This window comes from Sphingobacterium sp. BIGb0116, assembly GCF_024808035.1.
GTDB lineage: Bacteria > Bacteroidota > Bacteroidia > Sphingobacteriales > Sphingobacteriaceae > Sphingobacterium > Sphingobacterium paramultivorum.
Window position 1 is genome coordinate 281,663 of the sequence record NZ_JANUDT010000008.1, and the last position, 24,155, is coordinate 305,817.

A 24,155-nucleotide genomic window follows, 5' to 3' on the forward strand; every position below is an offset into this window, starting at 1 on the left:
AGCCTACATATTAGGCTTTGATAGACGCGATAAATGCTGGCATCTGTGTAAGATAATCCGGTTCTTTTAGCCGTTTGACAAATGCTGTACCTATAATGGCACCCGCCGTATGCTTACTTGCTTTTTGAAAGGTAGGTTTATCGGAGATACCGAAACCAACGATCAATGGGTTTTTTAATTGGAGATCATGTATCCGCTTGAAGTAAGCAGCTGTATCGTCTCCAACATCAAGTGTTTTACCCGTCGTTGCATTGGAAGAAAGTAAATAAATAAAGCTCCTAGAAAGGCTGTCTATTTTTCTGATTCGTTCTTCAGAAGTCTGCGGTGTTACAATGAATATATTTGCAATCTCATTTTTCTCGAACGTCTCTTTGTAAAGTTCTTCGTATTCATCCATGGGTAGGTCAGGTATAATGACACCGTTCACGCCTACATTTTTACATTCTTCACAGAATCTTTCAACACCAAATTGGAGCACAGGATTAAAGTAGCCCATCAAAAATACGGGAATGCTAACATGTTTACGGAGGTCAATCAATTGATCGAACAACTTTTTTACGGTCATGCCATTTGCCAAAGAGACTTCTGAACTGTGCTGAATGACAGGTCCGTCTGCCACTGGGTCGGAATAAGGAAAACCGATTTCCAAAAAGTCCGCGCCAGCTTCTTCCAATTTCTGGGCAATACTTATTGTGCTGTCCAATGTTGGATACCCAGCTGTAAAATATATCGATAAAAGGGGAGTACCTTCTTTTTTTTCAATTGTATTCATGCCTTAAAAATCAAAGTATTTCATATAATTATCTAGATCCTTGTCACCACGTCCAGAAAGACAGACAACAACAGTCTCATCACCTTTAAAAGGTATTTTTTCCAAATAAGCCAGGGCATGAGAACTCTCAATAGCCGGTATGATACCTTCTAGTCGGGTAAGCTCAAGACCTGCATGCATCGCTTCGTCGTCAGTCACACTGACATAGTTCCCTCTACCGGATTTGAATAACCAAGCGTGTTGAGGGCCAATACCGGGGTAATCGAGTCCTGCGGATATGGAGTAAGGTTCTATGACCTGGCCATCCGCTGTTTGCATCAGTATAGATCGGCTTCCATGTAAAACGCCCTCTTTTCCTAATGCTGTTGTAGCAGCGGATTCGCCTGAATCAACACCGTGGCCAGCTGCCTCTACTGCATATAATTGAACCGATTCTTCATCGAGGTAATGATAGAACATACCTGCCGCATTGGAGCCTCCACCGACACAAGCCAATACTATATCTGGATTTTCTCTTCCTGTTTTTGTCAAGAGCTGTTTTTTCGTTTCTTCAGAAATAATAGACTGAAAGCGAGCAACCATATCGGGATAAGGGTGTGGTCCCACAACAGACCCAATGATATAATGGGTGTCGACAGGATTGTTGATCCAATCTCGCAAAGCTTCATTGGTAGCATCCTTTAGCGTTTTGGAGCCTGATGTTGCAGGAATAACTTCGGCACCCATCATTTTCATCCGTGCTACATTTGGAGCTTGACGTTGAATATCAACTTCGCCCATGTACACTGCACATTGTATACCTTTCAGCGCACAAACGGTAGCTGTGGCAACGCCATGTTGTCCTGCGCCTGTCTCCGCAATGATGCGCTTTTTACCTAAGCGTTCCGCTAATAGAATTTGGCCAATGGTATTGTTGATTTTATGCGCTCCGGTATGGTTAAGATCCTCCCGTTTTAAGTAAATCGTAGTTCCATATTTTTCAGAAAGACGCTTGGCATGATATAATGGAGAAGGACGTCCGACATAATCGCTGAGCAGTTGGTTAAATTCCTCCTGAAAGCTCTCTTCTTCGATAATTTTGAGATATTCTTCACGTAGCTCTTTCACATTTGGATAGAGCATCTCAGGGATATAGGCTCCTCCAAAGGGACCATAATATCCTTTTTCATTGACTTGATATATACTCATTTTTTAATAGTATTTATACTGTGACTTAATAGCTCAATATCTTTTAAGCCGGGTTCTACTTCAAATTTTGAATTTAAATCCAGTGCATATAGCCGTGGATCATTTCTTTCTAGCGCTGTTTTGATATTTTCGGGATCTAAACCGCCGCTGAGAAAATAGGGGGTAGTAAGTTTGTATTGGTCCAATAGGGACCAGTCAAATTGTACTCCTGTACCACCATAGTAACTACTTTTGGTATCAAATAAAAAGTAGTCCACAATTTTAGCGTAAGGATCCAGCTGTATCCAGTCAAAGTTTTGATCGATTCCGAAGGCTTTTACGAGGGTAATTGCTGATTTTTCTTTCAATTCAAGACAGAATTCTGCAGATTCATTTCCATGCAGTTGAATTGCATTTAGTTGGAATTCAGTTATTTTATCTAGAATTTCTGAAAGGCTGGCATTGACGAAAACTCCGACCTTACTTAGGCTGTCAAGATCCTTAATGTATGAGGAGGAGCTTTGACCAACATAACGTTTGGATTGATCATAAAATATAAATCCCATATAATCGATGCCCAATGAGGCTACAGCGGTTATATTGTCGGGATATTTCATGCCACAAACTTTTACTTTGATCGCCATTTTATTTTTTGATTAGTTTTTGGAAACTGCGCAAAGCTTTACCTCCCATTAATGAACTTTCAGCTTCATAAAAACAGTCGCCAAAAGATTTTTCGGGATTAAAGGTCTTAATTGCAAATGCGGCATTGGTCAAAACAACATTGTTCTGCACATCTGTACCCTGATTGTTCAATATAGATAAGAATGTCTGGGCGGCATCTGCTATAGTTTCACCTCCCGTTAACTCCTGAGCTGAGACTGGGGTAAAACCAAGCTCTTCCATGTTGTAGTAATTCTCTCCTTGGTTGTTGATTACCTTAAAATCACCGGTCATGGATATCTCATCGTAACCGTCCAAAGCATGAATAATGGAATATTGTTTGTTGGTATTTTGGTATAGGTAACCGTACAGTCTTGCTAATTCTAAACTAAATACACCAACAGACTGAAATCTAGGATTGGAAGGATTTGTCAATGGTCCCAGCATGTTAAAGAAAGTCTTAACACCCAATGCACGACGTATCGGAGCAACGGTTTTCATGGCAGGGTGAAACAATGGTGCATGTAGGAAACAGATATTGGCTTCATCAAGCTGGCGTTGTAGTTCAGACTTATCGTTGCTGAATTGATAGCCTAAATATTCCATGACATTGGATGAACCACAGCTCGAAGATACCCCGATATTACCGTGTTTTGCGACATGGTAACCAGCCCCAGCAGTGATAAAAGATGCTATTGTCGAGATATTGAAGGTATTTTTACCATCCCCACCTGTACCGCAAAGGTCAATTAAATCATAACCGTTAAAATCCAGCTTGAGGCATAAATCATACATCGCATCTCTAAACCCTCCAAGCTCTTCAACGCGAATACTGCGCATACCATAAGCCGTCATAAATGCCGCAATTTGGTGACTGTCATATTTGCCCATGGCAATGTTGGTTAGAATCTCGTAGGCCTCTTGCCGAGAAAATGTCTTGTATTCAAATAAATGCGCTAAAATTTCTTTCATGGTAATTTAAATAAAAAAAGGGCTTACCTTATTTAGGCAAGCCCATCATATCTTGACGTATCAATCAAATAATGCAATAGGAGTTTGCCACAACGTTATTCGTTGTGCCACCACCAAGCTTTATTTGATACAGTTGTTATCATTGTTATTTTTATTAATACAAATATGGTTGATAGAATTATAAAATGCAAGTGTTTTTATTGAAAAATTTTTAAGAAAGCATCATTGGCTTAATATTGCTCACAAATATACTGTAAAATAAAACCTGATGAGCGTGCATTTATGTAAGACTAAGCGTGATATTTAAGGATTCTAAGAGCCGGCGTCTGATAAAATAGGGGCGATGAAAACTAATAGAATACAAAATGGGCCTTATTATTACCTTTGGAGACTAATGTAAAAGAAGCAATTTTTCTATCACGAATGACTGCCGCAAATACAAAACGCTTGAGGTATTTGACAAAGTAGACTTGTTGTGGATCAATACCTTCGAGATCGATATCACTTGTTTCTTTTCTTCCTGCTTGAGCAAAGCTAAGATATTCCAGTTGGTTGATATCCTTGCTCTGTACATTTATCCTGATTTCATCGATGCTTGCCAATAGGTATTCCTGTAAATCTTCATCCAGTTTTTTTGATGTTATTAGATCTTGACTTAGCATAATATCAGTAGCTAGATTCGGATCATGTAAACGTTGAACAAACCTTTTTAAAACAACAATATATTCATTGGAAGTTTGTTGTTCCTGAGCAAATAGGCTTTGGCTGACTATACAGCCAATAAACATAAACAACAATAGCTTTAATTTTATCTTCATATCTGTAAGACTTAGCTTCATCAAAATAGATTAAAACTAGGGAATAAAAACCTTCGGGAGCTAATCGGTATAATCCGTATCGAGTTGTCTCCGAAAAGAGGGCGATGCCTTCAATAAAAAACGCCTTTGAATAAAGGCGTTTTTTATTTTTTAGTATTCATCTTCATTGAAGAAGAAATCGTCTTTTGTTGGATAGTCGGGCCAAATTTCTTCGATATTTTCATATGGCTCACCATCGTCCTCAAGAGATTGTAAGTTTTCAATCACCTCAACAGGTGCACCCGAACGAATAGCGTAATCGATTAATTCATCTTTTGTTGCTGGCCATGGTGCATCTTCTAGATGCGAAGCTAATTCTAATGTCCAATACATATAAAAACAATTTAAGTTCTCTATTTTCGCAAAACTATGATTTAATTTAACTTAAGCAAGTAAATCACGTGTTATTTTTGCTGTATTAATGTAAGTTATTGATTTTTAGAGTTATAATATTTTTAGATATTCTCAAAATCACTCCCCTTTTCGTTTAACGCATCAAGTCTTGGTGACACTGATTTGATTTCAGGGTTTGGATAATCATTTTCGATCAAGCCATCTCGCATGCGTACAATACGGTGTGCATGTAATGCGATATCCTCTTCATGTGTCACTAGAATAATGGTATTGCCCTTGGAGTGAATTTCTTCCAGTAGGCCCATAATTTCAATGGACGTTTTGGTGTCAAGGTTTCCTGTTGGCTCATCGGCAAGTATAATGGAAGGATCGTTGATCAATGCTCTTGCAACAGCAACGCGTTGTCGTTGTCCTCCCGAGAGTTCGTTAGGTCTATGATCCATACGATGCCCTAAGCCGACACTTTCCAACGCTGCAGTGGCTTTTTCCTCTCGTTTAACTTTATTATAGCCCGCGTAAATTAGGGGAAGTGCAACATTTTCAAGTGCTGTATTCTTTGGTAATAGGTTAAAAGTTTGAAAGACAAACCCAATTTCTTTGTTCCTTACTTCGGCGAGTTCATCGTCAGTCATGTCACTCACATTAATCCCATTGAGGATGTATTCTCCTCGGCTTGGTGTATCCAAGCAACCGAGAATGTTCATTAACGTGGATTTGCCTGATCCTGATGGCCCCATTAAGGCAACAAATTCTCCTTTATGGATGTTGAGTGTAACGGAGCTTAAGGCATGAATTGTTTCCGCACCAATTTGGTATTCTCTAGCAATATCCTTGATTTCGATTAAGATCTTTCCTGACATATTTTTTGGAGGTTCTCTAGGTTATGAAAATACGATTTATTCTTCATAATCCAATAGGAATGCATTTTGTCATATACAACTTTTTCTAGTTCTGATGCATTATCATCGTTAAAATCTTTAGTCTCTATCGGGTTGAATACATGTATTTTAACTATTCCCGGCCGAGATCCTCTTTTCGAGCCGTCATCGAAAAAGATATCCCAGGCATTTTCTATGATAATGGGTACTGTGGGAACGTCATTCTGAATAGCGATTCGAAAGGCTCCGGATTTAAATGCGTGAATCTGTGGAGGGAAACCATCATCGATTTTTCCTTCTGGAAAGATAACGACACTTCTGCCATTTCGGACGAGTTCATTGGCACGTTGGAAGGCCTTGAAAGAAGAGACTTTACTTCTTCTTGTGACCGGGATATCTATTGTTTTGAAAAAAATACGTGTAACCGGATTTTTAAGCAATGAAGCTTTTCCGATAAATGAAAAAGGAGCTGGGCACAAATAGGTGAGGGCTGTTATATCCAAGACCGAAGTATGATTGGGACACAATACCATGGAACGGTTCCAATCTATTTTTGATTCATAGCTCACCTTAAAAAATACACCAGCTAGGGCCGAACCACCAACTGATACCCAGCGTCGCATACGGGCGATTCTAGCATAGTTTTTTTCGGGACGCCGTGCTAAAAAATAGATATAAGGGAAAAACAGAAGAAAAACAAGTAGAACGCTGATAAAATACCAATACCGATGGAGTTTTTTGAGCAATAGGATCATACAAGTCAACTAATTTTGACCTAAAGTAAAGAAAGAAAATGGATAATTAATTATCCATTTTCTTTTTTAGTCTACTGTGAAACCATATTTCTTGTAAATATTCTTGGCTGTTGGCGAGTCCATGAATTTTAAAAAGTCATCTGCAGCCTGCGCATGGGGTGCGTTTTTAAGCTTTGCAGCAACGTAAGTTGCAGTTGTATTTTGTGCATCAGGAATGGTGATCCCTTCAACTGGATGGCCAATTAGTTTTTGGTAAACGACTTCAGAAGCCCAAACCGGAGCTGCGTCTGCCTGTCCATACAATATACGCATGGGGCTCTCCCTATGGTGGATCTTGGTCAGATAAGTGCTGCCATCTTTGACCTTATCATCCATGATTTTCTTGACGAGTTGTTCGCCCCCGGCTTTTCTATAGGATGCTTTGATTTGCTCCCCAATTCCTTCCCATTGGGGATTAGGCATGCTGATACGAACTTTGTCATTCCCCAGATCATTCAATGTTCTGATATTACCTGGATTTCCTTTTGGAATCATCAAACAGATATTGTTGTAGCAATAAACCTGTGTATGACTGAAGTAATCTGCCATCTCGTTGATCGCTCGTTTACTCGCTGTGTAAATATCGGGCTTATGCGTAATGCGTAGATTGCCTATCGTGATTGATCCGCCTTTAATCTGTTTAGCTAAAATGCCTGGCGGCAGGGTTTCAACAAAAATACGTTCGTATTGTGGGTATTCTTTTTTGAATGATGCAAGTAGATCATCGACAACCATAAATTGATTGCCCGCGAAAAAAACGGTAAGCTGCGGATTCTCGATATCACCATATAAATCTGGAATATTGTCTATCCCGGGTACCGTAAAATTTAGAGCCGATTCTGGTGGATTATTCCAGGGTGGGTCAAAACGATGTTCTTGTGCCTTAATTTCCTGGGCTCCCAATAATGCTATTGTTAGACCAAGCAGTAGAAAATTCTTCATTATACTTATGGTTTAACGATAACCCAACCTTCATTTGCTCTTAAGATTAATTCACCATTTCCGCTAGGAACATAGCCTATAAAATCAAATAGTTCTTCTTTGGCAATATGTTTCTCTTCCAACGTATTCAGGCATTGCGCTACGATAACGCCTTTCTCGACGAGGTCTTTCAAAGGTTTCTCGTATTGGCTGTTCTTTTTTAGGTAAGCTTCGGTACCACCGGAAAATGCAACCAACTCAACCTGTAAGTGTCCTTTTAACCGTGGGTCTTTCAAGACATTGTTAATATTACGGATTGCTTTTTCAATTGTTTTTGGATCATTGCTGTCCAGCTGATAGATGGCTTTATACGCTTTTTTCTTAGCAACAGCACCGCTGTATTGATGGTTATTGAGCAACAATTTATTGTCCTGTGCTTTCGCTTGAATAGTCGTTATCGCTACTAAAATGCAAGCGATTGTAAATTGTTTTTTCATATTTATTATTGATTTAATGGGGTATTTATGTTTAAAAATTAAAAGGTCCGAGTTTATGTTGTTTTATACTAACGTTATCGGCATAAGGTGGATAGGGGCTATCTTTGGGTTTTTTGCTTAGATTAGGATAGTCCAATTGCTTGTTTGTTTTTTGAGGTCTATCGAAAGAATTGATGTATGCTGCGACATCATAGGCCTCGTCGTCTTTCAATTGAGGTGAATCATAAGTTGCGCCCAAAGGCATATTAGCTTTGATAAAACGTGTGGCGGTCAGTAATCGTGCCATTCCAGCGCCGTCATTGTAGCTGTCTTTTCCCCATAAGGGTGGATATTGATATCCTTTTCCCGCTGTTTGTAGTAGCCCCTGACCATCTTTTCCATGACAACTTGTACATTTGTTCTCAAAGACCAATTGACCATGTTTCAAGTCCGCCGAACGGTTGGGAATATCCATTTTTATAAATCCTTGGCCTGCCAACCGACCTTTATTAACTGTATTTATGCTGATGTTTTTAATATAGGTGATAATGGCTCTCATTTCCTTGCTATTTTCAGGAATGGCTCGGCCGTTCATGCTTCTCTCAAAACAACCATTGATGCGCTCTTCAAGTGATTCAACCTTATTTTCTCGTCCAATATAGGTTGGAAAGACATTGGTGAGCCCGACGTAGGGAGCAGCAAAAGCCTTTGTGCCTCCATTGAGATGGCAGCTGCTACAGGCAAGCTTGTTGCCGATTTTGACCTCCCCATCATAGAAATAATCGTATGTATTTTTGATTAGCTTTTCACCATAACTGGCCATTTCACCTTCGGGATTATCTTTGAATGAGATTTCCTTAAATTGCGAAACGTGCGTAATAAGCGAGTCGTTGCGCATTTCAAGAGAATCTGTTTGCTTTTTGTTTTCCTCATGTTTTAGTGGAAATACACATAAGGTCGTACATGTAATAACCAATGCTACAATGATCCAGCTGAGTGCCTTTAAATAATCTGTTAGTTTTTTATATTCCATTACGCTAATTCATTTGTACAAATCTAGCCGCCTCAAATCTGGAATTAAAACGAAGTTTGTTTATGAGATATAACATTTGGTTATAACTTGAAGTTTTGCCGCAGACAGAATTGCAGAAACTGGTTGGGCGTACCGGCAAGTCCTCCATATAAATGGGTAAAATAGAAATAACGTTCTATTGTCAATTGTGGAATATCAACAATGGTCAATAGATTATTTAACACTTCTTTTTGCACCGTATGAATAGATAAAAAAGCAAAGCTGTTGCGACGTGCAAGGTAGCCTTTGATACTCTCTGTTGAAGGCAAGATCATTTCTATCTGTACTTCGGATAGATTAATGCTGTTATCTTTTAGTGCATTCTCAATAATTGTTCGTGTACCCGATCCCTGCTCACGTAGTACCAAAGGTAAGCGCGTGATATCGGATAGTATTGGATTTTTTAATTGAGCTAATAGTGGGTTTTGGCTATTTGTGACCAAAACTAACTCATCCTTCATAAAAGGAATGTATTTCAGCGCCCGGTTGTCGGTAGACCCCTCGGTGATACCTAAATCCAATGTTTTGTCGACAAGCTGCTCCTCAATACTGCGGCTATTGGATTGAAAAGACTGGATACGGTTGTTGGGATATTGGGATAGAAAATCGGCAAGTAGAGCGGGTAAAACATATTGGGAGATGGTTGTACTGGCTCCTAAAACGAGATTTCCTTTTCGCCCTTCCTGCAATTCCTGTATTTCTTGACCCGCCTGATTATATAGGTTGATAATCTGTTGGGCATATTTATAGAGAATCTGACCTGAATCAGTTAAATTAAGATTGTTGCCCTTTCTTTCGAAGAGTGGTACGCCAAGTTTCTTTTCTAGTTCTTGGATGTTTTTGCTTACGGCTGGTTGTGAGATGAAAAGGGCCGAGGCCGTTTTGGTGAAATTAAGGTGCTGAGCCGCAGTGTAAAATACAATTAAACGAAAATCAAAATCCATAAAACGATAAAGGGTTATTTCTAAAATTTAAAAATAACCCTTTATCTAATGAAAAACTAAATTATTTGCTTAGTTCCGCGTAATATTTATGAAATAAAGGAATTGTTGATATTCCCATAAGGTAATTCTCAATACCATACTTTTCATTTGGAGAGTGTAGGTTGTCACTATCCAGACCGAAGCCTAGAAGTACAGTCTTTAAACCCAATACTTCTTCAAAAAGAGCGACGATTGGGATTGAACCACCACCACGCGTTGGGATAGGCTTAACACCAAAGGTGTCATGGAGGGCTTTTTCTGCTGCTTTGTAAGCAACACTGTCGGTCGGTGTGACGACAGGTTCACCACCATGATGAGGTTTAACTTCTACTTTCACATAATCTGGTGCAATAGATTCAAAATGTTTTTTGAAAAGCTCCGTAATACGGTGAGAGTTTTGGTTTGGTACAAGACGCATTGAAATTTTTGCATTCGCTTTTGAAGGTAATACCGTTTTGGCGCCTTCACCGATATAACCACCCCATATACCATTTACTTCCAAGGTTGGGCGAATACCGGTGCGTTCTAATGTCGTGAATCCTTTTTCCCCCCAGATATTTTGGATGCCCAGGTCTGTTTTGTATTCTTCAATATCAAAAGGTGCTTCATTTAATGCTTTACGTTCTTCAGCAGTCAATTCGACAACATCATCATAAAATCCAGGGATAGCGATATGATTGTTTTCGTCATGTAATGATGCAATCAGTTTTGCTAATATCGTCGCCGGATTGGCTACTGCTCCACCATATACGCCGGAGTGTAAATCTCTATTAGGCCCCGTAACTTCAACTTCAACATAAGAAAGTCCACGTAAGCCAGTTTCTAACGATGGTTGAGCCATGCTGATCATCGATGTGTCAGAAATAACAATAACATCAGCTTTCAGTCTTTCAGTATTTTCTTTAACAAATGTACCCAAATTGACTGAGCCCACTTCCTCTTCACCTTCAATCATAAATTTGATGTTGCATGCTAATGCATCATTTTTAATCATGTATTCGAAGGCTTTTACATGCATATAAAACTGACCTTTATCATCGGCAGAACCACGTGCATAAATTTTGCCATCACGGACCGTCGGTTCGAAAGGAGGGGTATCCCACAATTCGTATGGATCAGCAGGTTGTACGTCATAATGACCATATGTCAACACTGTAGGAAGTGCCGGATCGATAATTTTTTCTCCATAAACGATTGGATTACCAGCGGTAGGACAAACTTCTACATTGTCGGCTCCGGCTTCACGCAATTTCTGAGCAACAAATTCAGCAGTCTTTTCAACATCTCCTTTAAATTTAAGATCGGCACTTACTGATGGTAAACGCAATAAATCAAACAACTCATCCAAAAAACGTTGCTTGTTTGCTTCTACATATTCTTTAATGTTTTGCATATTGTTTGTGTTTGAAACAAATTTACACAAATCGAGACATTTAACTCAATTTGTTGTAACCTTTTCAGGAATGGCTGTGACTAATGTAAAAACTAATTCAAATAATTATGGAAAAGCAATCAGTAGGAGCCATTTTAGGAATCGGACTATTTACATGTATCACCTTGTGTGTTTATTTTATTATGCGGTATCGGAGTATGGCTGTACAGATTCCGGGTGAAAATAAGAAAAGAGAGTCACTAGATTGGCAAAAGCCTGGGATTTTGGTGCTTGGTATAGGAATAGGATTATTCATTGTGGGAATTTTGGATAACTACATGAATACTGATTTGCCAGATTCACTTGCCGTCTCAATTTTGATTATTTCTGCGGGTGTTGCAATGATAATTGCTAACCGATTGGATAAAAAACGCGATATTTAACCCGCCAATGGATGAAATCTATATTCGAAAAGTTCTATCAGGCGATGTGGAATCCTATCGTTATTTTATAAAAACGTATAGGGATATGGCATTTTCTGTCGCTCTTTCTATTGTAAAGGAAGAGCATTTGGCAGAAGATGTCGTTCAGGATGCATTTATAAAATGCTATCAATCGCTGTCTTCCTTTAAAGGGAAATCGAAATTTAGTACCTGGTTTTACCGAATTGTTGTACATGTTGCTTTTAATGCCATTCGTCATAAGAAACTGGAGTTGGTCAATTTTGATCTATCCCACCATGACATGTCGCATGAAGATTCCGTATTGGATGAGATAATCGATCACGAAAGAAAAGAAATGATCAACGATGCACTCACTATTTTGCCCGCTCGCGAGTCTGTTGCATTACGGTTGTTCTATCTCGAAGAACAGTCGATGGATGAAATTAAAGAAATTATGGGCTGGACATTAGCGAATACAAAAGTGATCTTGCACCGGGCCCGTAAAAATATGCAGATCATTTTAAGTCAGTTAATTAAAAAAGCGGAGTATTATGGATAAGGAACAGGAAAAATTCAAAAAAGTTATGCAAATGAGTAAAATAGAAATGCCATTTGACGATTTTGAACAACGTATCATGAACGGTATCGCTGCGCTCGAGAAAGATAAAGAGAAAGCCCTGTCAAATAAAAAGTATGCGATTACATTTTTTCTTCTTGGGACTGTTTGTGGCATGATGTTCAATAATTATCTGATGGCCAAAATTCAAGTTGCAGACATAGCCCCGGATCTTAAAAATTATAGTGCGATTGGTGGCCAGTTATCTTTTGCTGTTTTGATATGCTTTTTCTGTCTTCAGTTGTGGCGTTTGATCAATATGCAACAGAAGAGGGACTATCAAGCATAGTGAAGATCTTTTGTATGAATACATCGGATCTGAGCTTCTGTAAAAAGGACCTCTTATTTTGCTCGAATGGGGAACTATGAACCAAAATCCGTTTTTTAAGAAATAAAATTAAATTTACTGTAACAAAACATTGGCTTTATCTACTAATGTTATATTGATATTAATTTACTATCCAACAATTTTATGAAAAGAGTTTTACAAATTCTCTTATTTTTCATTTTTGCTATTCCTGGTTTGGCTTCGGGTCAATCCAAGATTGCTGGAAAAATAAGTGATGTAAAGGACCAACTAAAGTTATCAGACGCAACAGTTATGCTGTTGACCGCTAAAGATTCCATATTAACAGGCTTTACGAGATCTGACGAAAATGGTCTGTTTTCCTTAGCCAAGCCCGATACAGGAGCTTACGTGCTGATTGTGAGTTATCCCAAGTATGGCGATTTTTATACGGAGATTCAATCTGGTGTGGATTACTCCAAATTGGCTATTGGTCTAACAAATACAGCCACATTATTACAAGAAGTCATCGTTACTGGACGCATCCCAATTACAATTAAAGGTGATACCACAGAATATGATGCCGGCAGTTTTAAAGTTGAGAAGAATGCCAAGGTTGAAGACCTGTTGAAAGCTTTGCCTGGCATCACGGTTGATGCATCTGGAAAGATTACTGCACAAGGTAAAACAGTCAAAAAAGTATTGGTAGACGGTGAGGAATTTTTCGGTGATGATCCGACACTGGTGACACGAAATATCCGATCGGATATGGTGGATAAAGTTCAGGTTTACGAGAAAAAATCTGAGCAGGCAGAGCGAACAGGAGTGGATGATGGTCAGCGTGAGCAAACGATCAATGTAAAGCTAAAAGAAGGCTCTAAAAATGGCATGTTCGGAAAAGCGCTTCTTGGCGGTGGAACCGACGACTACTATATGGGGCAATTGATGTTGAACAAGTTTAAGGGATCGCAGAAAATATCAGTTTATGGGCTTTTCGGTAATAATGGTACCACGAGCATGAACTGGCAGGATGCACAAAAGTATGGTGGTGATTCAGGTGTGTCCTATGGTGATGATGGATCGATGAGCTGGTCTAATTTTACGGATCCTTTTTCTGGGCAAGGGGTTATCGGTGTACCTAAGGCTATAAATTCGGGCGTTAACTTCTCGGATAAATTTGATAAAGATAAACATACAGTCAACATTAACTATAAATATGGAAGATTGAGCAGTGATGGAAATGATGAAACGATTATGACCGGTTTGATCAATAACAAATCAGTGAAGAATGTAGATTCTGAAAATGACCAGCATCGTGCCAATCTGAAATATGATCTGAAATTAGATTCGTTAAATCTCTTAACCATACGAGGGGGGGCATCAAGAAAGAATCTTTGGTCAGATAACAAGCGTGAAGCTTACCAATTTGGCCAAAAATCAGATACAACCATTGCTGAGAATACACGCGAATTGGTGAAAAATAACATCAACGAGTTCAATTTTAGTACTTATTTTACGCATAAATTCAAGAAAAAGGGACGTTCTTTTACATTTGATGGTCAATGGAAAAGAAATGAGATGAAAGGTACTGGACATTTGAATTCCGACCTGCGAAATTATAGCTTAAAAACAGATTCAACTACAGATCAAAGTAAGGTACGTAACAATACAAGTGATGTGCTAAGCGCTTCAATTTCCTATACCGAACCCTTATCCAAAATTTGGAACCTTGTTGTGGGAACAGGAATTGAGCAAAGTAATAGTAGTTCCATTGTGGAGTCTTTCAATATTGATGGAGAGGGAAATTATACTCAATTGGATCGTCGTTTCAGTAATAACTATGATTTTGATAGAAGCAGCAATAGGTACAAATTGGCCATAGTTCATACAACTGAAAAATTTAAGTTCACTGTGGCTAATAATTTCAATAATGACAAATTGAAACAGTTCAATAACTATACAAGCGAGGGGATTACAAGAAGTTACTTTACGTATAATCCAAATGTAAGTGCAGGCTATTCCTTTACAAAAACTAAGGGGTTATGGATGAACTATACCGGCAAAAATCAATTGCCTTCTTTGAGCCAGATCCAACCGATCTTGGATAACTCAGACCAGATTAATCGCTATTTGGGAAATGAAAACTTAAAACCATCGTTTAGAAACTCATTAAATCTGAACTATAATTCGTTCCGTGTTTTGACCGGGAATTACGTTTATGTCGGCGGTAATATTTCTACCGAAAAGAACCCGATTACGCAGAATATTGATACCCTAAAAGGAATCAATACATATACTTGGAATAATGTTGATGGTAAGACAAATACTTCCCTGAACGTATGGTCTGGAGTTTATTTCAAGCTGAGCAAAAAACTTGGCCTTTCCAACTCGCCACAGTTTTATGTGAATATGAGTGATAATTATAATATGTTCAATCACCAGTTGAATAAAGTAAATACGACGAACTTTAATTTTACGTATAATTTCAAAAGAGATACCAAGACAGGTTTAAATTTTGACCTGAACTTTAGTCCACAATATCGTTTGATGAAATCAAGTTTGGAACGCAATACCAACAGTAATGGTTTCGTATTCGCTTCCAACGGAAGTGTGGAGTATTTTTTCAACAAAACATTTAAGGTTTATACCAATTATACCTACTCCTACGAGGCGGCCACCAAAGCTTTTGATGAGAAGTTTGAGCAGTTTTTGTTGCATCCGGGTGTAAGCAAGAAATTCCTGAAAAATGAATCGTTGGTGTTGGATTTTATGATCAACGATGTTCTTAACCAAAACAAAGGCTTTAGTCGTTCGGCATCGACTTCTGTCTTTACGCAACGTCGATATGATACGATACGCAGATATTATATGCTTAAACTATCATGGGATTTTACAAAAATGTTTTTATAAAATATTAAGCGAAATACAATGTTAAAATATATCTTTTTTATCTTCTTCTGTTGTTCAGCCTTAGGTCTTAAAGCACAGTATACGTTGTTTGGTCGATCGGGAACTATTTCCTACGATAAGACGATGTATATGAAGAACATCGTAAGTAAAAAATTCATCGCTAAGGCCGATGATAACTCAAAACAGTTTTTTGAGCGTATAATACCGAGATTACCAGAAAGTGCCGTGTTAAAGAAGTCAATGAAATTCAATACCACGGAGACTTTGTTCGAGTCGGTAAAAGACGAGAGCCTGGATGCAGAGATTAAGCAGTATATTATGATGCTTGCGCTAGACTTTGATGCAGCAACACTTTCAAATATGTCTAACCGATCTTTTTTGAGATACAATGATATTGTAGGTGAAAAAATTATCGTTCAGGATTCCATGAAACGTGTCAAATGGAAAATCACAGATGAATACCGTGAGATCGCTGGCTACAATTGCAGGAGAGCCAATGGTATTACACCGGACTCCATTTATGTCATTGGATATTACTGCAATGAAATTCCTATTAGTGGTGGCCCAGAGTCCATCAATGGTCTTCCGGGAATGATTTTAGGCTTGGTCGTACCTAGTCAGCACGTTTCCTATTTTGCAACAAAAGTCGAACTCAGCAACACAGTTGTGATGGACAAAAAGAAATTTGAGAATACAAAGGTAAAACGAATGACAAGAAAGGCCATGACAGATCAGATTACAGGTGTGCTGTCTCAACACATGAATAAAGAAACTGTTCAATTTATTATGGAACTTGGCAATTTATAAAAATCACAGCATGCTGTTCACACAATATGTTGTGTATTTCTAACTGTTTAGATAAAAAAGCTCTTCAAAAGAAGAGCTTTTTTTATGGTTTTTAATTTGTATTGTACTGTTAAACAGTTTTTTGTGTTGTTTTTTAATGTCTTTTTATTACGTGTATTTTTTTTGAGATAAACTTAAATTAACTGAAACAAAATATTAGTTTTGTGCACGAATTTTATTATTTATATAATTATATACTATCCAAACCATATTATGAAAAGAGTGGGGCAACTACTTTTACTTATTTTATTCTGTTTATGCGGAATAGTTCATGCTCAATCCCGGATTGAAGGAAAAATCAGTGATGTAAAAGATCAGCTTAAGCTGCATAATGCAACAATTATGTTGTTAACAGCCAAAGATTCCATTTTGACCAATTTTGCCCGTTCGGATGAAAATGGTAAGTTCTCTCTTGAGCGGCCTGATACTGGACAATATTTTATCATTGTCACCTATCCGAAGTATGGTGAATATTACGCGGAGATCTTGCCAGGGCAGCATTACAATAACATGTCTATTGGAATGACCAGCAGCACAACCTTGCTGGAGGAAGTCATTGTTATGGGACGGGTGCCTATTAGTATCAAGGGCGATACAACGGAATATGATGCCGGAAGTTTTAAAGTGGAAAAAAACGCTAAAGTTGAAGATTTGTTGAAAGTCTTACCTGGGATTACCGTCGATGCCTCTGGAAAAATTACTGCCCAAGGAAAAACAGTAAAGAAAATGCTTGTTGACGGGGAGGAGTTCTTTGGTGACGATCCCATTTTAGTAAGCCGGAATATTCGTTCTGATATGGTTGATAAAATTCAGGTCTATGAAAAGAAGTCTGATAAGGCTGAGAAAACAGGAATTGATGATGGTGAACGTACACAGACAATCAACGTGAAGCTAAAAGAGGAAGCGAGACGCGGAATATTCGGCAAAGTAGATGTCGGTGGAGGTAGTGATAAGTTCTACGCTGGACAGGGCTTTTTGAACTATTTTAATCAATCGTTTAAAGCTTCGGCTTATTTGATTGCAAGTAATACCGGCAAGAGCGGGCTCAGTTATGAGGAGGTATCAAGCATGGGGGGTGATTACGATAGAGGCGATAATTTTAATGGTGAAGGTATTCCTAAGTCCTTGAATACGGGATTTCTATATTCAGATAAAACCGCTAACAAAAAACATGCTTGGCGGATCGACTATAAGCATATCCGGTCTGATGTTGATTTGGATCGCAACGTGTTCACGCGAAATGCGGCACGCGACACGATATTGACTAGCAATAGCAGCACATTGGCGTCAAATGAGAACAGAAAGCATAATATTGGTTTGAAATATGAATTTAAGGTCGATTCCATGTCGGATTTAACGGTTTGGGCAGGTGCAAACAAAAGACATGATAATAGTTCTTCAGAGACACAATCAACTACTGTAAATCAATTTGATCAAAAGATCAACGATAACATGCGAAAGTTTAAGAACGATTCTAGATCCGAACAGTATAATGCCTCTGCACTCTATGTAAGACGTTTTAAAAAGAAAGGCCGTTCGTTATCATTCAACTATTTTACATCGGGCAATAAACAGGATGGTGAGCAAGATTTGTTTTCTAAACTTAGATTTTACAAATTAGGGAATGTTGAAAGAGATTCGACTCTCGACCAGAAGAAATTTGTGAAAAATAGCTCTTTTTCCACGGGGGGTGAATTTGCTTATTCCGAACCGATTTCAAAAAAGATTATCCTTTCTTTCGAATATGGATTGAATTTCAACAGAAATAACAACGCAGTTAGGTCTTTCGATAAAAATCAGAATACCGGTAGTTTTGATAGACTAGATAGTTTGTATAGCAATGATTTCTTATACAAAACGACAAAAAACACGTATAATCTTGCTATTAATTACAAGCCTCTGGAAAAGTTGGTGGTCAATGTCTCGAATAAGTTCGAGAACAGTAATCTGTCGCAATTAAACCGCATGGAGAATTCGAGACTCTCACGATCATTTTTTGTGTATAATCCGGTGGTTGATGTTAATTATGAAATACAGAAAAATAAATCGATCAATCTAGAATATCAGGGTACCAATGGTTTGCCCTCTTTAAATCAGATCCAGCCACTCCGGTCGAATTTGGACCCTTTGAATGAATATCTAGGTAACGAAAATTTGAAACCATCCTACACCAATAATTTGAATCTAAGCTTTAGAACGTATTCCGTATTGGAAGATAAGTTTATAGGTATCTTTTTAAGTGCATCACGTACAAACAATGCTTTAGTGCAAAATACAACGATTGATTCATTGGGTAAGACGACATTTGTTTGGGGAAATTTGAATCATAATAGCAATAATCAAATTAGCATCAGGCCAATGTATTACGGCAAATTATGGAAAAAAATTCAATTGAGACATGGTGGCGGTCCATCGGTATCTTTCAGCAACAATTATAACTATGTCAATACTGTTTTGGCGAATGCCAAAGTGCAGCGTTATGGGATGAATTATAGTCTACAGCGATCGACAACCAAAGGCTTGGACTTTGGTATTGAATTGTCTCCAGGCTATCTTATACAAGACAATTCCATTGGTGCAATGGAAGATAGTAAGGGATTTACGTTTTCATCTGAGGGAAACCTAAAGTACTTTCTTCCGGCTAAATTTATTGTGCGGGCAGATTTTAGCTACAATTATCAGGCTCCTACAGCGGTGTACAGTAAAAAATTTGAACGATTTGTGCTGAGTCCCGCATTATCAAAAAAATTCCGAAAAGATGAAAAGCTTGAATTGACCTTTATGGTTAATGACCTCCTCAAACAGAATGTGGGTTTTGACAGAAGTCAAAACGGGACACTACTGACCGAACGCCGATACAACACAATCAGCAGATATTATATGGTTAAGCTCACTTGGGAAATAAATAAAATGCTCGTAAAATCGAAATAAAATGAAAGATATCAAAAATTTACTCGTCCTATTGCTGTTCTTTTTCTGGGGAGCCACAGCTTTTGGACAATATGCTTATTTTCCTACGCAAGGAACAATTACCTATGACAAAACCGTGTTTCTTAAAAACCTGCTCAAACGCTATGCAACATATGCAAAAGACGAGGATACACGTAACTCCATCAAAGAAATGATCGGGCAGATTCCCGAAAACCAGGTGTTGAAAAAGAAACTGACATTTTCCAATGATGAGGTCCTCTATGAGCATATTGCTGAAGAGTATTCGGACGTTGTTAGCGGGCTGATGCGGTCTGGTATTTTTGAGTCTGGGATAAGTGGCTACCAAAATTTGAAGAGTAAAGCATTTAATTCTGTCTTTGAGTTAGGGGGGGAACGGGTTGTCGTGGCAGATTCGACATTAAAGATCAAGTGGAAAATCACGAATGAATACCGTGAAATCGCAGGTTACCCCTGCCGTAGGGCCAATGGACTTGTATTGGATTCCATCTATGCCGTTGCTTTTTATACGGATCAAATCCCTGTTTCGGGAGGTCCTTCGGCCTTTAATGGACTACCGGGGATGATTCTTGGTTTGGCGGTTCCAGAGCTGCATTACAATATGTTTGCAACGAAGGTGGAGTTGGGAGCCGTAAACCCTTCATCGGCTACCTTGTTAAAGAAGAAAGATAGACCCTTGACAAGGCAGCAGGTTTATGATAAACTGAAGGCCTCTTTCGGTGATTACCTGGGTATTAAGATTTACAATTTGGTGATAGCCTGTACATTTCTGTAAAAACCAACAAAAAAGGCCTTTCATTTGAAAGGCCTTTTTTATGTTTAACTTCGAAAAAACTATTTTCCGTCGTTTTTCTTAGAAGTAACTTCGTTACGAAGTTCTTGTGCTAAGGTTTTGATTTCTTGTAATCCTTTACGTACACGTGTACCAGCTGCAGAATTACCATTGTTGAAGAACTTGTCTGCATCAGCTTCGATAGAAGCTACTAACTCTTTTAATTTTACGTAGTTTTCCATTTTTTTATAATTATAATTTTAGTTTTTATGGTTTTTCCTAAACACTCCTTAAATATACAAAAACGAATCAAATAGAAAATAAATTTCGTTTTTTTTTATCGAAAAAGCTTAAAAAAAACTATTCAACAATCTTAAGTTCGTCAATAATGTTGGTTGCTCCTGCAAATTTATCGATGATAAATAACACATATCGGATATCAACTGAAATTGTACGTTGTAGCTTGTGGTCGAAGATCACATCACCAGCCATAGCTTCAATATTACCATCAAAAGCTAGGCCAATTAATTCACCGTTGCCATTTATTACGGGTGAACCTGAGTTTCCGCCTGTTATGTCGTTGTCACTTAGGAAGTTCACTGGTAGATATCCTTTCTTGTCTGCATAACGACCATAGTCCTTATTATTGTACAGATCCATCAAAGGTTGTGGTAAATCAAACTCTTCGTCGCCCTTTTTGTACTTCGCAATAGTACCTTTTAACGTTGTGTAAAAGTTTTTGTCTGCATCGTTACGGGGATCTTGTGGTAGGCCCTTGATCGAACCGTAACTTAAACGTAACGTACTGTTCGCATCTGGATAGAATTTGCCTTTTGGATTCGAAGCCAATACCCCAGCGACATATTTACGATAAGCACCTTCAAATTTGTCATCTTGTGTTTTCCAGCTAGGATCTACTTGACGGTATCTGTTAAGTAAGGCCGAAGAAAGTTTATACAATGGGTCATTGGCTAAAATTTCAGCGTTAGGGGTCTCCAGGTAATTGTTCAAACGTTCAGCAGAAGCGAAGATGCTGTTCTTCACAGATTCTTTGACATAAGCCGTAAAGTCACCGTTATTTTTAGCAGCCAATTCTGCAATATATGGCGCAATATTTCCTGCTTTTTTAGCATAAAGATTCAATTCGTCAATCAATACTTGCTCTTCAAGCGGCATGTACATTTTTTCATAACCTGCATCGATGGCAGATTTTAAACGAGGAAGAATAGCATTTCTTCTTGCTTCATCTCCAGCAGTATATACTTCTAAACCTGATCCAATTGTGTTCGGTAAAGCTGCAATTGCACTAGAACGCAACATACCCATTAAATAGTTGTCATGTCTAGCTTTCTCGTTTGTCGAAGCATAAAATTCGTTGATTGTTTTGATGACATCACCGTATTCTGCTTTGTTTGCAGCTTTATTTGCCCATTTGTCAAATTTAGCTTCGTCTTTTGCTTTAGATTCTGCAGTTTTATGTAATGTCAAAGCATCAATCATTCCTTGACGGTTTTTCCAGTAGTTAGCTACCTGAGAGTATTTTGAAGCATAGTTCAATTTTACAGCTTGGTCTTGATCCATGAATTTTTTCATGGCATCCATACCTGTTTTAGAAGCTTCTACCCAAGCTGGATAAGCGAATTTAACATTCTGATTGATTCCTCCAGCAGGCATCCAACGATTGGTACGACCTGGATAGCCTAAGATCATCGCGAAATCTCCTTCTTGAACACCTTTTAAGCTGACAGGTAGGAAATGTTTAGGTTTCAAAGGGACATTTTCTTGTGCATACTCTGCTGGATTACCATTTTTATCAGCGTAAACTCGGAAAATTGAGAAATCTCCCGTATGACGTGGCCATTCCCAGTTATCCGTATCACCGCCAAATTTTCCAATGCTATTTGGGGGTGTTCCCACCAAACGGACATCATTGTAATCTTGGTATACAAAATAATAATACTCATTGCCTTGGTAGAACGATTTTACTTCAACCACATACTTACCATTTTCGCTATTCTCTTTTTGAATTTTGGCAATTTCAGCGGCAATGATTTTTTTTCGTTCATCTTCAGCCATTTTGTTGTTGACCAAACCTAAGATTCGTTTTGAAACATCATCCATGCGCACAAAAAAGCGAACCGACAAAGATTTAGGTTTTAACTCTTCATTTTTGGATTTGGCCCAGAAACCATTTGTTAAATGATCATTTTCTGGTGTAGAAAGTTCAGCAATAGCACCATATCCACAGTGATGGTTGGTGAATACCAAGCCTTGATCAGAAACGATCTCAGCAGTACAGCCACCATTGAATTGTACGATTGCATCTTTTAAGCTAGAGTGGTTAATGCTGTAGATTTCTTCGGCACTTAAGCGAAGCCCTTTTTTCTGCATATCTGACTCATTCAGACGCTTTAGATACATTAAAAACCACATTCCCTCATCGGCAAATGCAGCAAAGCTTGTTGTGATGAACAACAAACACATCCATAATTTTTTCATATCAACCTGATAAAAAGTTTGTTTATACAGTACAAAAATGCTTTAATTCTCTTAAAAACCAAAATATTAGACTTTATAATATGCTTTTTACCAATTTTTATGTCAATTGAAAGTAAATGTGTGCCGTATTGGTTGTCAAGGAAAGTCAAATGGACTCTTTTCCTTATCTTTGCAAGATGCAGCAATCATTTGAAAATTTTAAATTCAATAAACAGATCTTAAATGCGATAGCGGAGGCGGGGTATCAACAACCGACAGAGATCCAAGAAAAGGCAATTACTCCAATATTGGCCGGGCAGGATGTGATGGGAATCGCTCAGACGGGAACTGGAAAAACCGCGGCATTCGTGTTGCCCATGTTGATGAAGTTAAAGTATGCTCAGGGAAATGATGCGCGTGCGTTGATTTTGACACCAACGAGAGAATTGGCTATGCAGATCGAAGAAAATATTAAGCTGTTTTCTACTTATCTTGATTTGCGTTCAGTGGTACTTTATGGTGGATTAGGACCAAAAACTCAGATAGAAATACTTGAAAAAGGAGTGGATATTATCGTGGCAACTCCAGGTCGATTTTTAGACTTGTACCTCGAAGGGCACATTGTTGTCAAATCACTCAAATTTTTGGTCTTGGACGAGGCCGATAAGATGATGGATATGGGTTTTATTAGTAAGATCCATCGTGTGCTTGAAATCGTACCACGCAAACGTCAGAACTTATTGTTCTCAGCAACAATGAGTGAGCTTGTTCGCAAAATTGCAGGTGATTTCTTAGCATTTCCGACCGTTATTGAGGTGTCGGAACAAGCTACACCAGCAAAAACGGTGAGTCAGGCATTGTATGTTGTACCCAACCAAAAGACAAAATTGAATTTGCTTCAGCATCTCTTGCAAGATGATGAAGCGTTTAGCCGATTGATTGTTTTCTGTAAGACAAAGCAGGTAGCAGACAATGTTTTCCACTTTTTGGAACGTAAATATGGTAAAGATGAGGTTCGTGTTATTCATGCCAATAAGGGGCAGAATACACGTATCAACTCCATCAATGCGTTTAAGGAAGGGAATATTCGTATTTTGGTCGCAACGGATGTGGCGGCGCGAGGACTTGACGTTTCTAATGTAAGCCATGTGATCAACTTTGAAGTACCTATTGTTATAGAAGATTATGTGCATCGTATTGGACGTACCGGGCGAGCTTTCAATGAGGGGGATGCTATCACGTTCTGTAATGATGCCGAAAAATATTATGTTCGCAAAATCGAAAAATTGATCAAGCAAAGTATACCTGTCTACGCACTACCAGAGGATGTCTTTATAGAGAAAACACCCTATCATGAAAAACAGGATATTGCGCGCGAGATTGATAATCAAAAACGAAAAGATGATCCAGATTTCCAAGGTGCTTTTCACGAAAAGAAATACGTTATCAAACAGAAAGAAGTGCGGGAGGCACAACGAGCTTCCGGATTTAAACCAAAAGCAAAAAGTAAAAGTAAGTCTGCAGGTGGAAAATCGGGAGGAACAAATCGCAATTTTAAAAAACGTTAATTTATT

23 protein-coding genes are annotated in these 24,155 nt (G+C 38.4%); 8 read left to right on the top strand and 15 right to left on the bottom strand.

Features of this window, described 5'->3' with window-relative positions; translation table 11 throughout:
• Nucleotides 1-10: 10 nt before the first annotated feature.
• From trpA to M2419_RS19295, 13 genes are all read right to left on the bottom strand, one after another.
• On the bottom strand, nucleotides 11-772 hold the full coding sequence (gene trpA, locus M2419_RS19235) for a tryptophan synthase subunit alpha (protein WP_259255522.1): 762 nt from the start codon (nucleotides 770-772) through the stop codon (nucleotides 11-13).
• 3 nt (nucleotides 773-775) lie between these two features.
• A complete protein-coding gene (gene trpB, locus M2419_RS19240; protein WP_153846006.1) occupies nucleotides 776-1,960 on the bottom strand; it encodes a tryptophan synthase subunit beta in 1,185 nt (394 codons plus the stop codon).
• Nucleotides 1,957-2,583, bottom strand: a complete 627-nt coding sequence (locus tag M2419_RS19245) for a phosphoribosylanthranilate isomerase (RefSeq protein ID WP_153846005.1) — start codon at nucleotides 2,581-2,583, stop codon at nucleotides 1,957-1,959. The genes trpB and M2419_RS19245 overlap by 4 nt, the downstream gene beginning before the upstream one ends.
• A 1-nt stretch (nucleotide 2,584) precedes the next feature.
• Nucleotides 2,585-3,574, bottom strand: coding sequence for an anthranilate phosphoribosyltransferase (trpD, locus tag M2419_RS19250; RefSeq protein WP_153846004.1), 990 nt, complete (start codon nucleotides 3,572-3,574; stop codon nucleotides 2,585-2,587).
• Between the two features lie 350 nt (nucleotides 3,575-3,924).
• Entirely contained in the window at nucleotides 3,925-4,392 is a 468-nt protein-coding gene (locus M2419_RS19255; protein WP_153846003.1) for a hypothetical protein, read from the bottom strand.
• Nucleotides 4,393-4,542: 150 nt separating this feature from the next.
• Nucleotides 4,543-4,764, bottom strand: a complete 222-nt coding sequence (locus M2419_RS19260; protein WP_028072584.1) for a DUF2795 domain-containing protein — start codon at nucleotides 4,762-4,764, stop codon at nucleotides 4,543-4,545.
• A 122-nt stretch (nucleotides 4,765-4,886) separates the two neighbouring features.
• The gene (locus M2419_RS19265; protein ID WP_153846002.1) at nucleotides 4,887-5,645 is read right to left on the bottom strand and encodes an ABC transporter ATP-binding protein; all 759 of its coding nucleotides are present in this window, start codon (nucleotides 5,643-5,645) and stop codon (nucleotides 4,887-4,889) included.
• On the bottom strand, nucleotides 5,627-6,418 hold the full coding sequence (locus M2419_RS19270) for a 1-acyl-sn-glycerol-3-phosphate acyltransferase (RefSeq protein ID WP_088160278.1): 792 nt from the start codon (nucleotides 6,416-6,418) through the stop codon (nucleotides 5,627-5,629). The genes M2419_RS19265 and M2419_RS19270 overlap by 19 nt, the downstream gene beginning before the upstream one ends.
• Nucleotides 6,419-6,484: 66 nt before the next feature.
• Nucleotides 6,485-7,399 (bottom strand): substrate-binding domain-containing protein, encoded by a 915-nt coding sequence (locus M2419_RS19275; protein WP_153846001.1) that lies wholly within the window; start codon nucleotides 7,397-7,399, stop codon nucleotides 6,485-6,487.
• A 5-nt stretch (nucleotides 7,400-7,404) separates the two neighbouring features.
• Nucleotides 7,405-7,875: a DsrE family protein gene (locus M2419_RS19280; protein WP_153846000.1), complete on the bottom strand. Its 471-nt coding sequence runs from the start codon at nucleotides 7,873-7,875 to the stop codon at nucleotides 7,405-7,407.
• Nucleotides 7,876-7,906: 31 nt separating this feature from the next.
• A complete protein-coding gene (locus M2419_RS19285) occupies nucleotides 7,907-8,887 on the bottom strand; it encodes a c-type cytochrome (protein ID WP_259255523.1) in 981 nt (326 codons plus the stop codon).
• 80 nt (nucleotides 8,888-8,967) lie between these two features.
• A complete protein-coding gene (locus M2419_RS19290; protein WP_153845998.1) occupies nucleotides 8,968-9,870 on the bottom strand; it encodes a LysR family transcriptional regulator in 903 nt (300 codons plus the stop codon).
• 61 nt (nucleotides 9,871-9,931) lie between these two features.
• Nucleotides 9,932-11,302, bottom strand: a complete 1,371-nt coding sequence (locus M2419_RS19295; protein WP_153845997.1) for a dipeptidase — start codon at nucleotides 11,300-11,302, stop codon at nucleotides 9,932-9,934.
• 107 nt (nucleotides 11,303-11,409) lie between these two features.
• Here M2419_RS19295 and M2419_RS19300 point away from each other — a divergent pair, with 107 nt between their 5' ends.
• The 7 genes from M2419_RS19300 (at nucleotide 11,410) to M2419_RS19330 (ending at nucleotide 20,106) form a co-directional block, all read left to right on the top strand.
• The gene (locus tag M2419_RS19300) at nucleotides 11,410-11,724 is read left to right on the top strand and encodes a hypothetical protein (protein WP_153845996.1); all 315 of its coding nucleotides are present in this window, start codon (nucleotides 11,410-11,412) and stop codon (nucleotides 11,722-11,724) included.
• Nucleotides 11,725-11,731: 7 nt separating this feature from the next.
• Nucleotides 11,732-12,283 (top strand): RNA polymerase sigma factor, encoded by a 552-nt coding sequence (locus M2419_RS19305; protein WP_159730492.1) that lies wholly within the window; start codon nucleotides 11,732-11,734, stop codon nucleotides 12,281-12,283.
• 31 nt (nucleotides 12,284-12,314) lie between these two features.
• Complete coding sequence (locus tag M2419_RS19310; RefSeq protein ID WP_182983273.1) at nucleotides 12,315-12,629, top strand: hypothetical protein; 315 nt, start codon at nucleotides 12,315-12,317, stop codon at nucleotides 12,627-12,629.
• A gap of 183 nt (nucleotides 12,630-12,812) precedes the next feature.
• The gene (locus M2419_RS19315; RefSeq protein WP_153845993.1) at nucleotides 12,813-15,536 is read left to right on the top strand and encodes an outer membrane beta-barrel protein; all 2,724 of its coding nucleotides are present in this window, start codon (nucleotides 12,813-12,815) and stop codon (nucleotides 15,534-15,536) included.
• Nucleotides 15,537-15,554: 18 nt separating this feature from the next.
• A complete protein-coding gene (locus M2419_RS19320; RefSeq protein ID WP_153845992.1) occupies nucleotides 15,555-16,343 on the top strand; it encodes a GLPGLI family protein in 789 nt (262 codons plus the stop codon).
• A 252-nt stretch (nucleotides 16,344-16,595) separates the two neighbouring features.
• Nucleotides 16,596-19,313 (top strand): outer membrane beta-barrel protein, encoded by a 2,718-nt coding sequence (locus M2419_RS19325; protein WP_159730490.1) that lies wholly within the window; start codon nucleotides 16,596-16,598, stop codon nucleotides 19,311-19,313.
• 1 nt (nucleotide 19,314) lies between these two features.
• The gene (locus tag M2419_RS19330; RefSeq protein WP_153847225.1) at nucleotides 19,315-20,106 is read left to right on the top strand and encodes a GLPGLI family protein; all 792 of its coding nucleotides are present in this window, start codon (nucleotides 19,315-19,317) and stop codon (nucleotides 20,104-20,106) included.
• A gap of 59 nt (nucleotides 20,107-20,165) precedes the next feature.
• Here the strand turns inward: M2419_RS19330 and M2419_RS19335 are convergent, their stop codons facing one another.
• Entirely contained in the window at nucleotides 20,166-20,345 is a 180-nt protein-coding gene (locus M2419_RS19335; RefSeq protein ID WP_153847224.1) for a histone H1, read from the bottom strand.
• A 118-nt stretch (nucleotides 20,346-20,463) separates the two neighbouring features.
• Entirely contained in the window at nucleotides 20,464-22,602 is a 2,139-nt protein-coding gene (locus M2419_RS19340) for a S46 family peptidase (protein ID WP_153847223.1), read from the bottom strand.
• 176 nt (nucleotides 22,603-22,778) lie between these two features.
• On the opposite strand from M2419_RS19340, the gene M2419_RS19345 reads away from it, so the two are divergent.
• A complete protein-coding gene (locus M2419_RS19345) occupies nucleotides 22,779-24,149 on the top strand; it encodes a DEAD/DEAH box helicase (protein WP_153847222.1) in 1,371 nt (456 codons plus the stop codon).
• The last annotated feature ends 6 nt before the right edge of the window (nucleotides 24,150-24,155 follow it).

Excerpts from the sequence above, each read along its gene's own strand:
- trpA (WP_259255522.1), bottom strand. The coding sequence starts at position 772 with ATGAATACAATTGAAAAAAAAGAAGGTACTCCCCTTTTATCGATATAT.
- trpB (WP_153846006.1), bottom strand. The coding sequence starts at position 1,960 with ATGAGTATATATCAAGTCAATGAAAAAGGATATTATGGTCCCTTTGGA.
- M2419_RS19245 (WP_153846005.1), bottom strand. The coding sequence starts at position 2,583 with ATGGCGATCAAAGTAAAAGTTTGTGGCATGAAATATCCCGACAATATA.
- trpD (WP_153846004.1), bottom strand. The coding sequence starts at position 3,574 with ATGAAAGAAATTTTAGCGCATTTATTTGAATACAAGACATTTTCTCGG.
- M2419_RS19255 (WP_153846003.1), bottom strand. The coding sequence starts at position 4,392 with ATGAAGATAAAATTAAAGCTATTGTTGTTTATGTTTATTGGCTGTATA.
- M2419_RS19260 (WP_028072584.1), bottom strand. The coding sequence starts at position 4,764 with ATGTATTGGACATTAGAATTAGCTTCGCATCTAGAAGATGCACCATGG.
- M2419_RS19265 (WP_153846002.1), bottom strand. The coding sequence starts at position 5,645 with ATGTCAGGAAAGATCTTAATCGAAATCAAGGATATTGCTAGAGAATAC.
- M2419_RS19270 (WP_088160278.1), bottom strand. The coding sequence starts at position 6,418 with ATGATCCTATTGCTCAAAAAACTCCATCGGTATTGGTATTTTATCAGC.
- M2419_RS19275 (WP_153846001.1), bottom strand. The coding sequence starts at position 7,399 with ATGAAGAATTTTCTACTGCTTGGTCTAACAATAGCATTATTGGGAGCC.
- M2419_RS19280 (WP_153846000.1), bottom strand. The coding sequence starts at position 7,875 with ATGAAAAAACAATTTACAATCGCTTGCATTTTAGTAGCGATAACGACT.
- M2419_RS19285 (WP_259255523.1), bottom strand. The coding sequence starts at position 8,887 with ATGGAATATAAAAAACTAACAGATTATTTAAAGGCACTCAGCTGGATC.
- M2419_RS19290 (WP_153845998.1), bottom strand. The coding sequence starts at position 9,870 with ATGGATTTTGATTTTCGTTTAATTGTATTTTACACTGCGGCTCAGCAC.
- M2419_RS19295 (WP_153845997.1), bottom strand. The coding sequence starts at position 11,302 with ATGCAAAACATTAAAGAATATGTAGAAGCAAACAAGCAACGTTTTTTG.
- M2419_RS19300 (WP_153845996.1), top strand. The coding sequence starts at position 11,410 with ATGGAAAAGCAATCAGTAGGAGCCATTTTAGGAATCGGACTATTTACA.
- M2419_RS19305 (WP_159730492.1), top strand. The coding sequence starts at position 11,732 with ATGGATGAAATCTATATTCGAAAAGTTCTATCAGGCGATGTGGAATCC.
- M2419_RS19310 (WP_182983273.1), top strand. The coding sequence starts at position 12,315 with ATGAGTAAAATAGAAATGCCATTTGACGATTTTGAACAACGTATCATG.
- M2419_RS19315 (WP_153845993.1), top strand. The coding sequence starts at position 12,813 with ATGAAAAGAGTTTTACAAATTCTCTTATTTTTCATTTTTGCTATTCCT.
- M2419_RS19320 (WP_153845992.1), top strand. The coding sequence starts at position 15,555 with ATGTTAAAATATATCTTTTTTATCTTCTTCTGTTGTTCAGCCTTAGGT.
- M2419_RS19325 (WP_159730490.1), top strand. The coding sequence starts at position 16,596 with ATGAAAAGAGTGGGGCAACTACTTTTACTTATTTTATTCTGTTTATGC.
- M2419_RS19330 (WP_153847225.1), top strand. The coding sequence starts at position 19,315 with ATGAAAGATATCAAAAATTTACTCGTCCTATTGCTGTTCTTTTTCTGG.
- M2419_RS19335 (WP_153847224.1), bottom strand. The coding sequence starts at position 20,345 with ATGGAAAACTACGTAAAATTAAAAGAGTTAGTAGCTTCTATCGAAGCT.
- M2419_RS19340 (WP_153847223.1), bottom strand. The coding sequence starts at position 22,602 with ATGAAAAAATTATGGATGTGTTTGTTGTTCATCACAACAAGCTTTGCT.
- M2419_RS19345 (WP_153847222.1), top strand. The coding sequence starts at position 22,779 with ATGCAGCAATCATTTGAAAATTTTAAATTCAATAAACAGATCTTAAAT.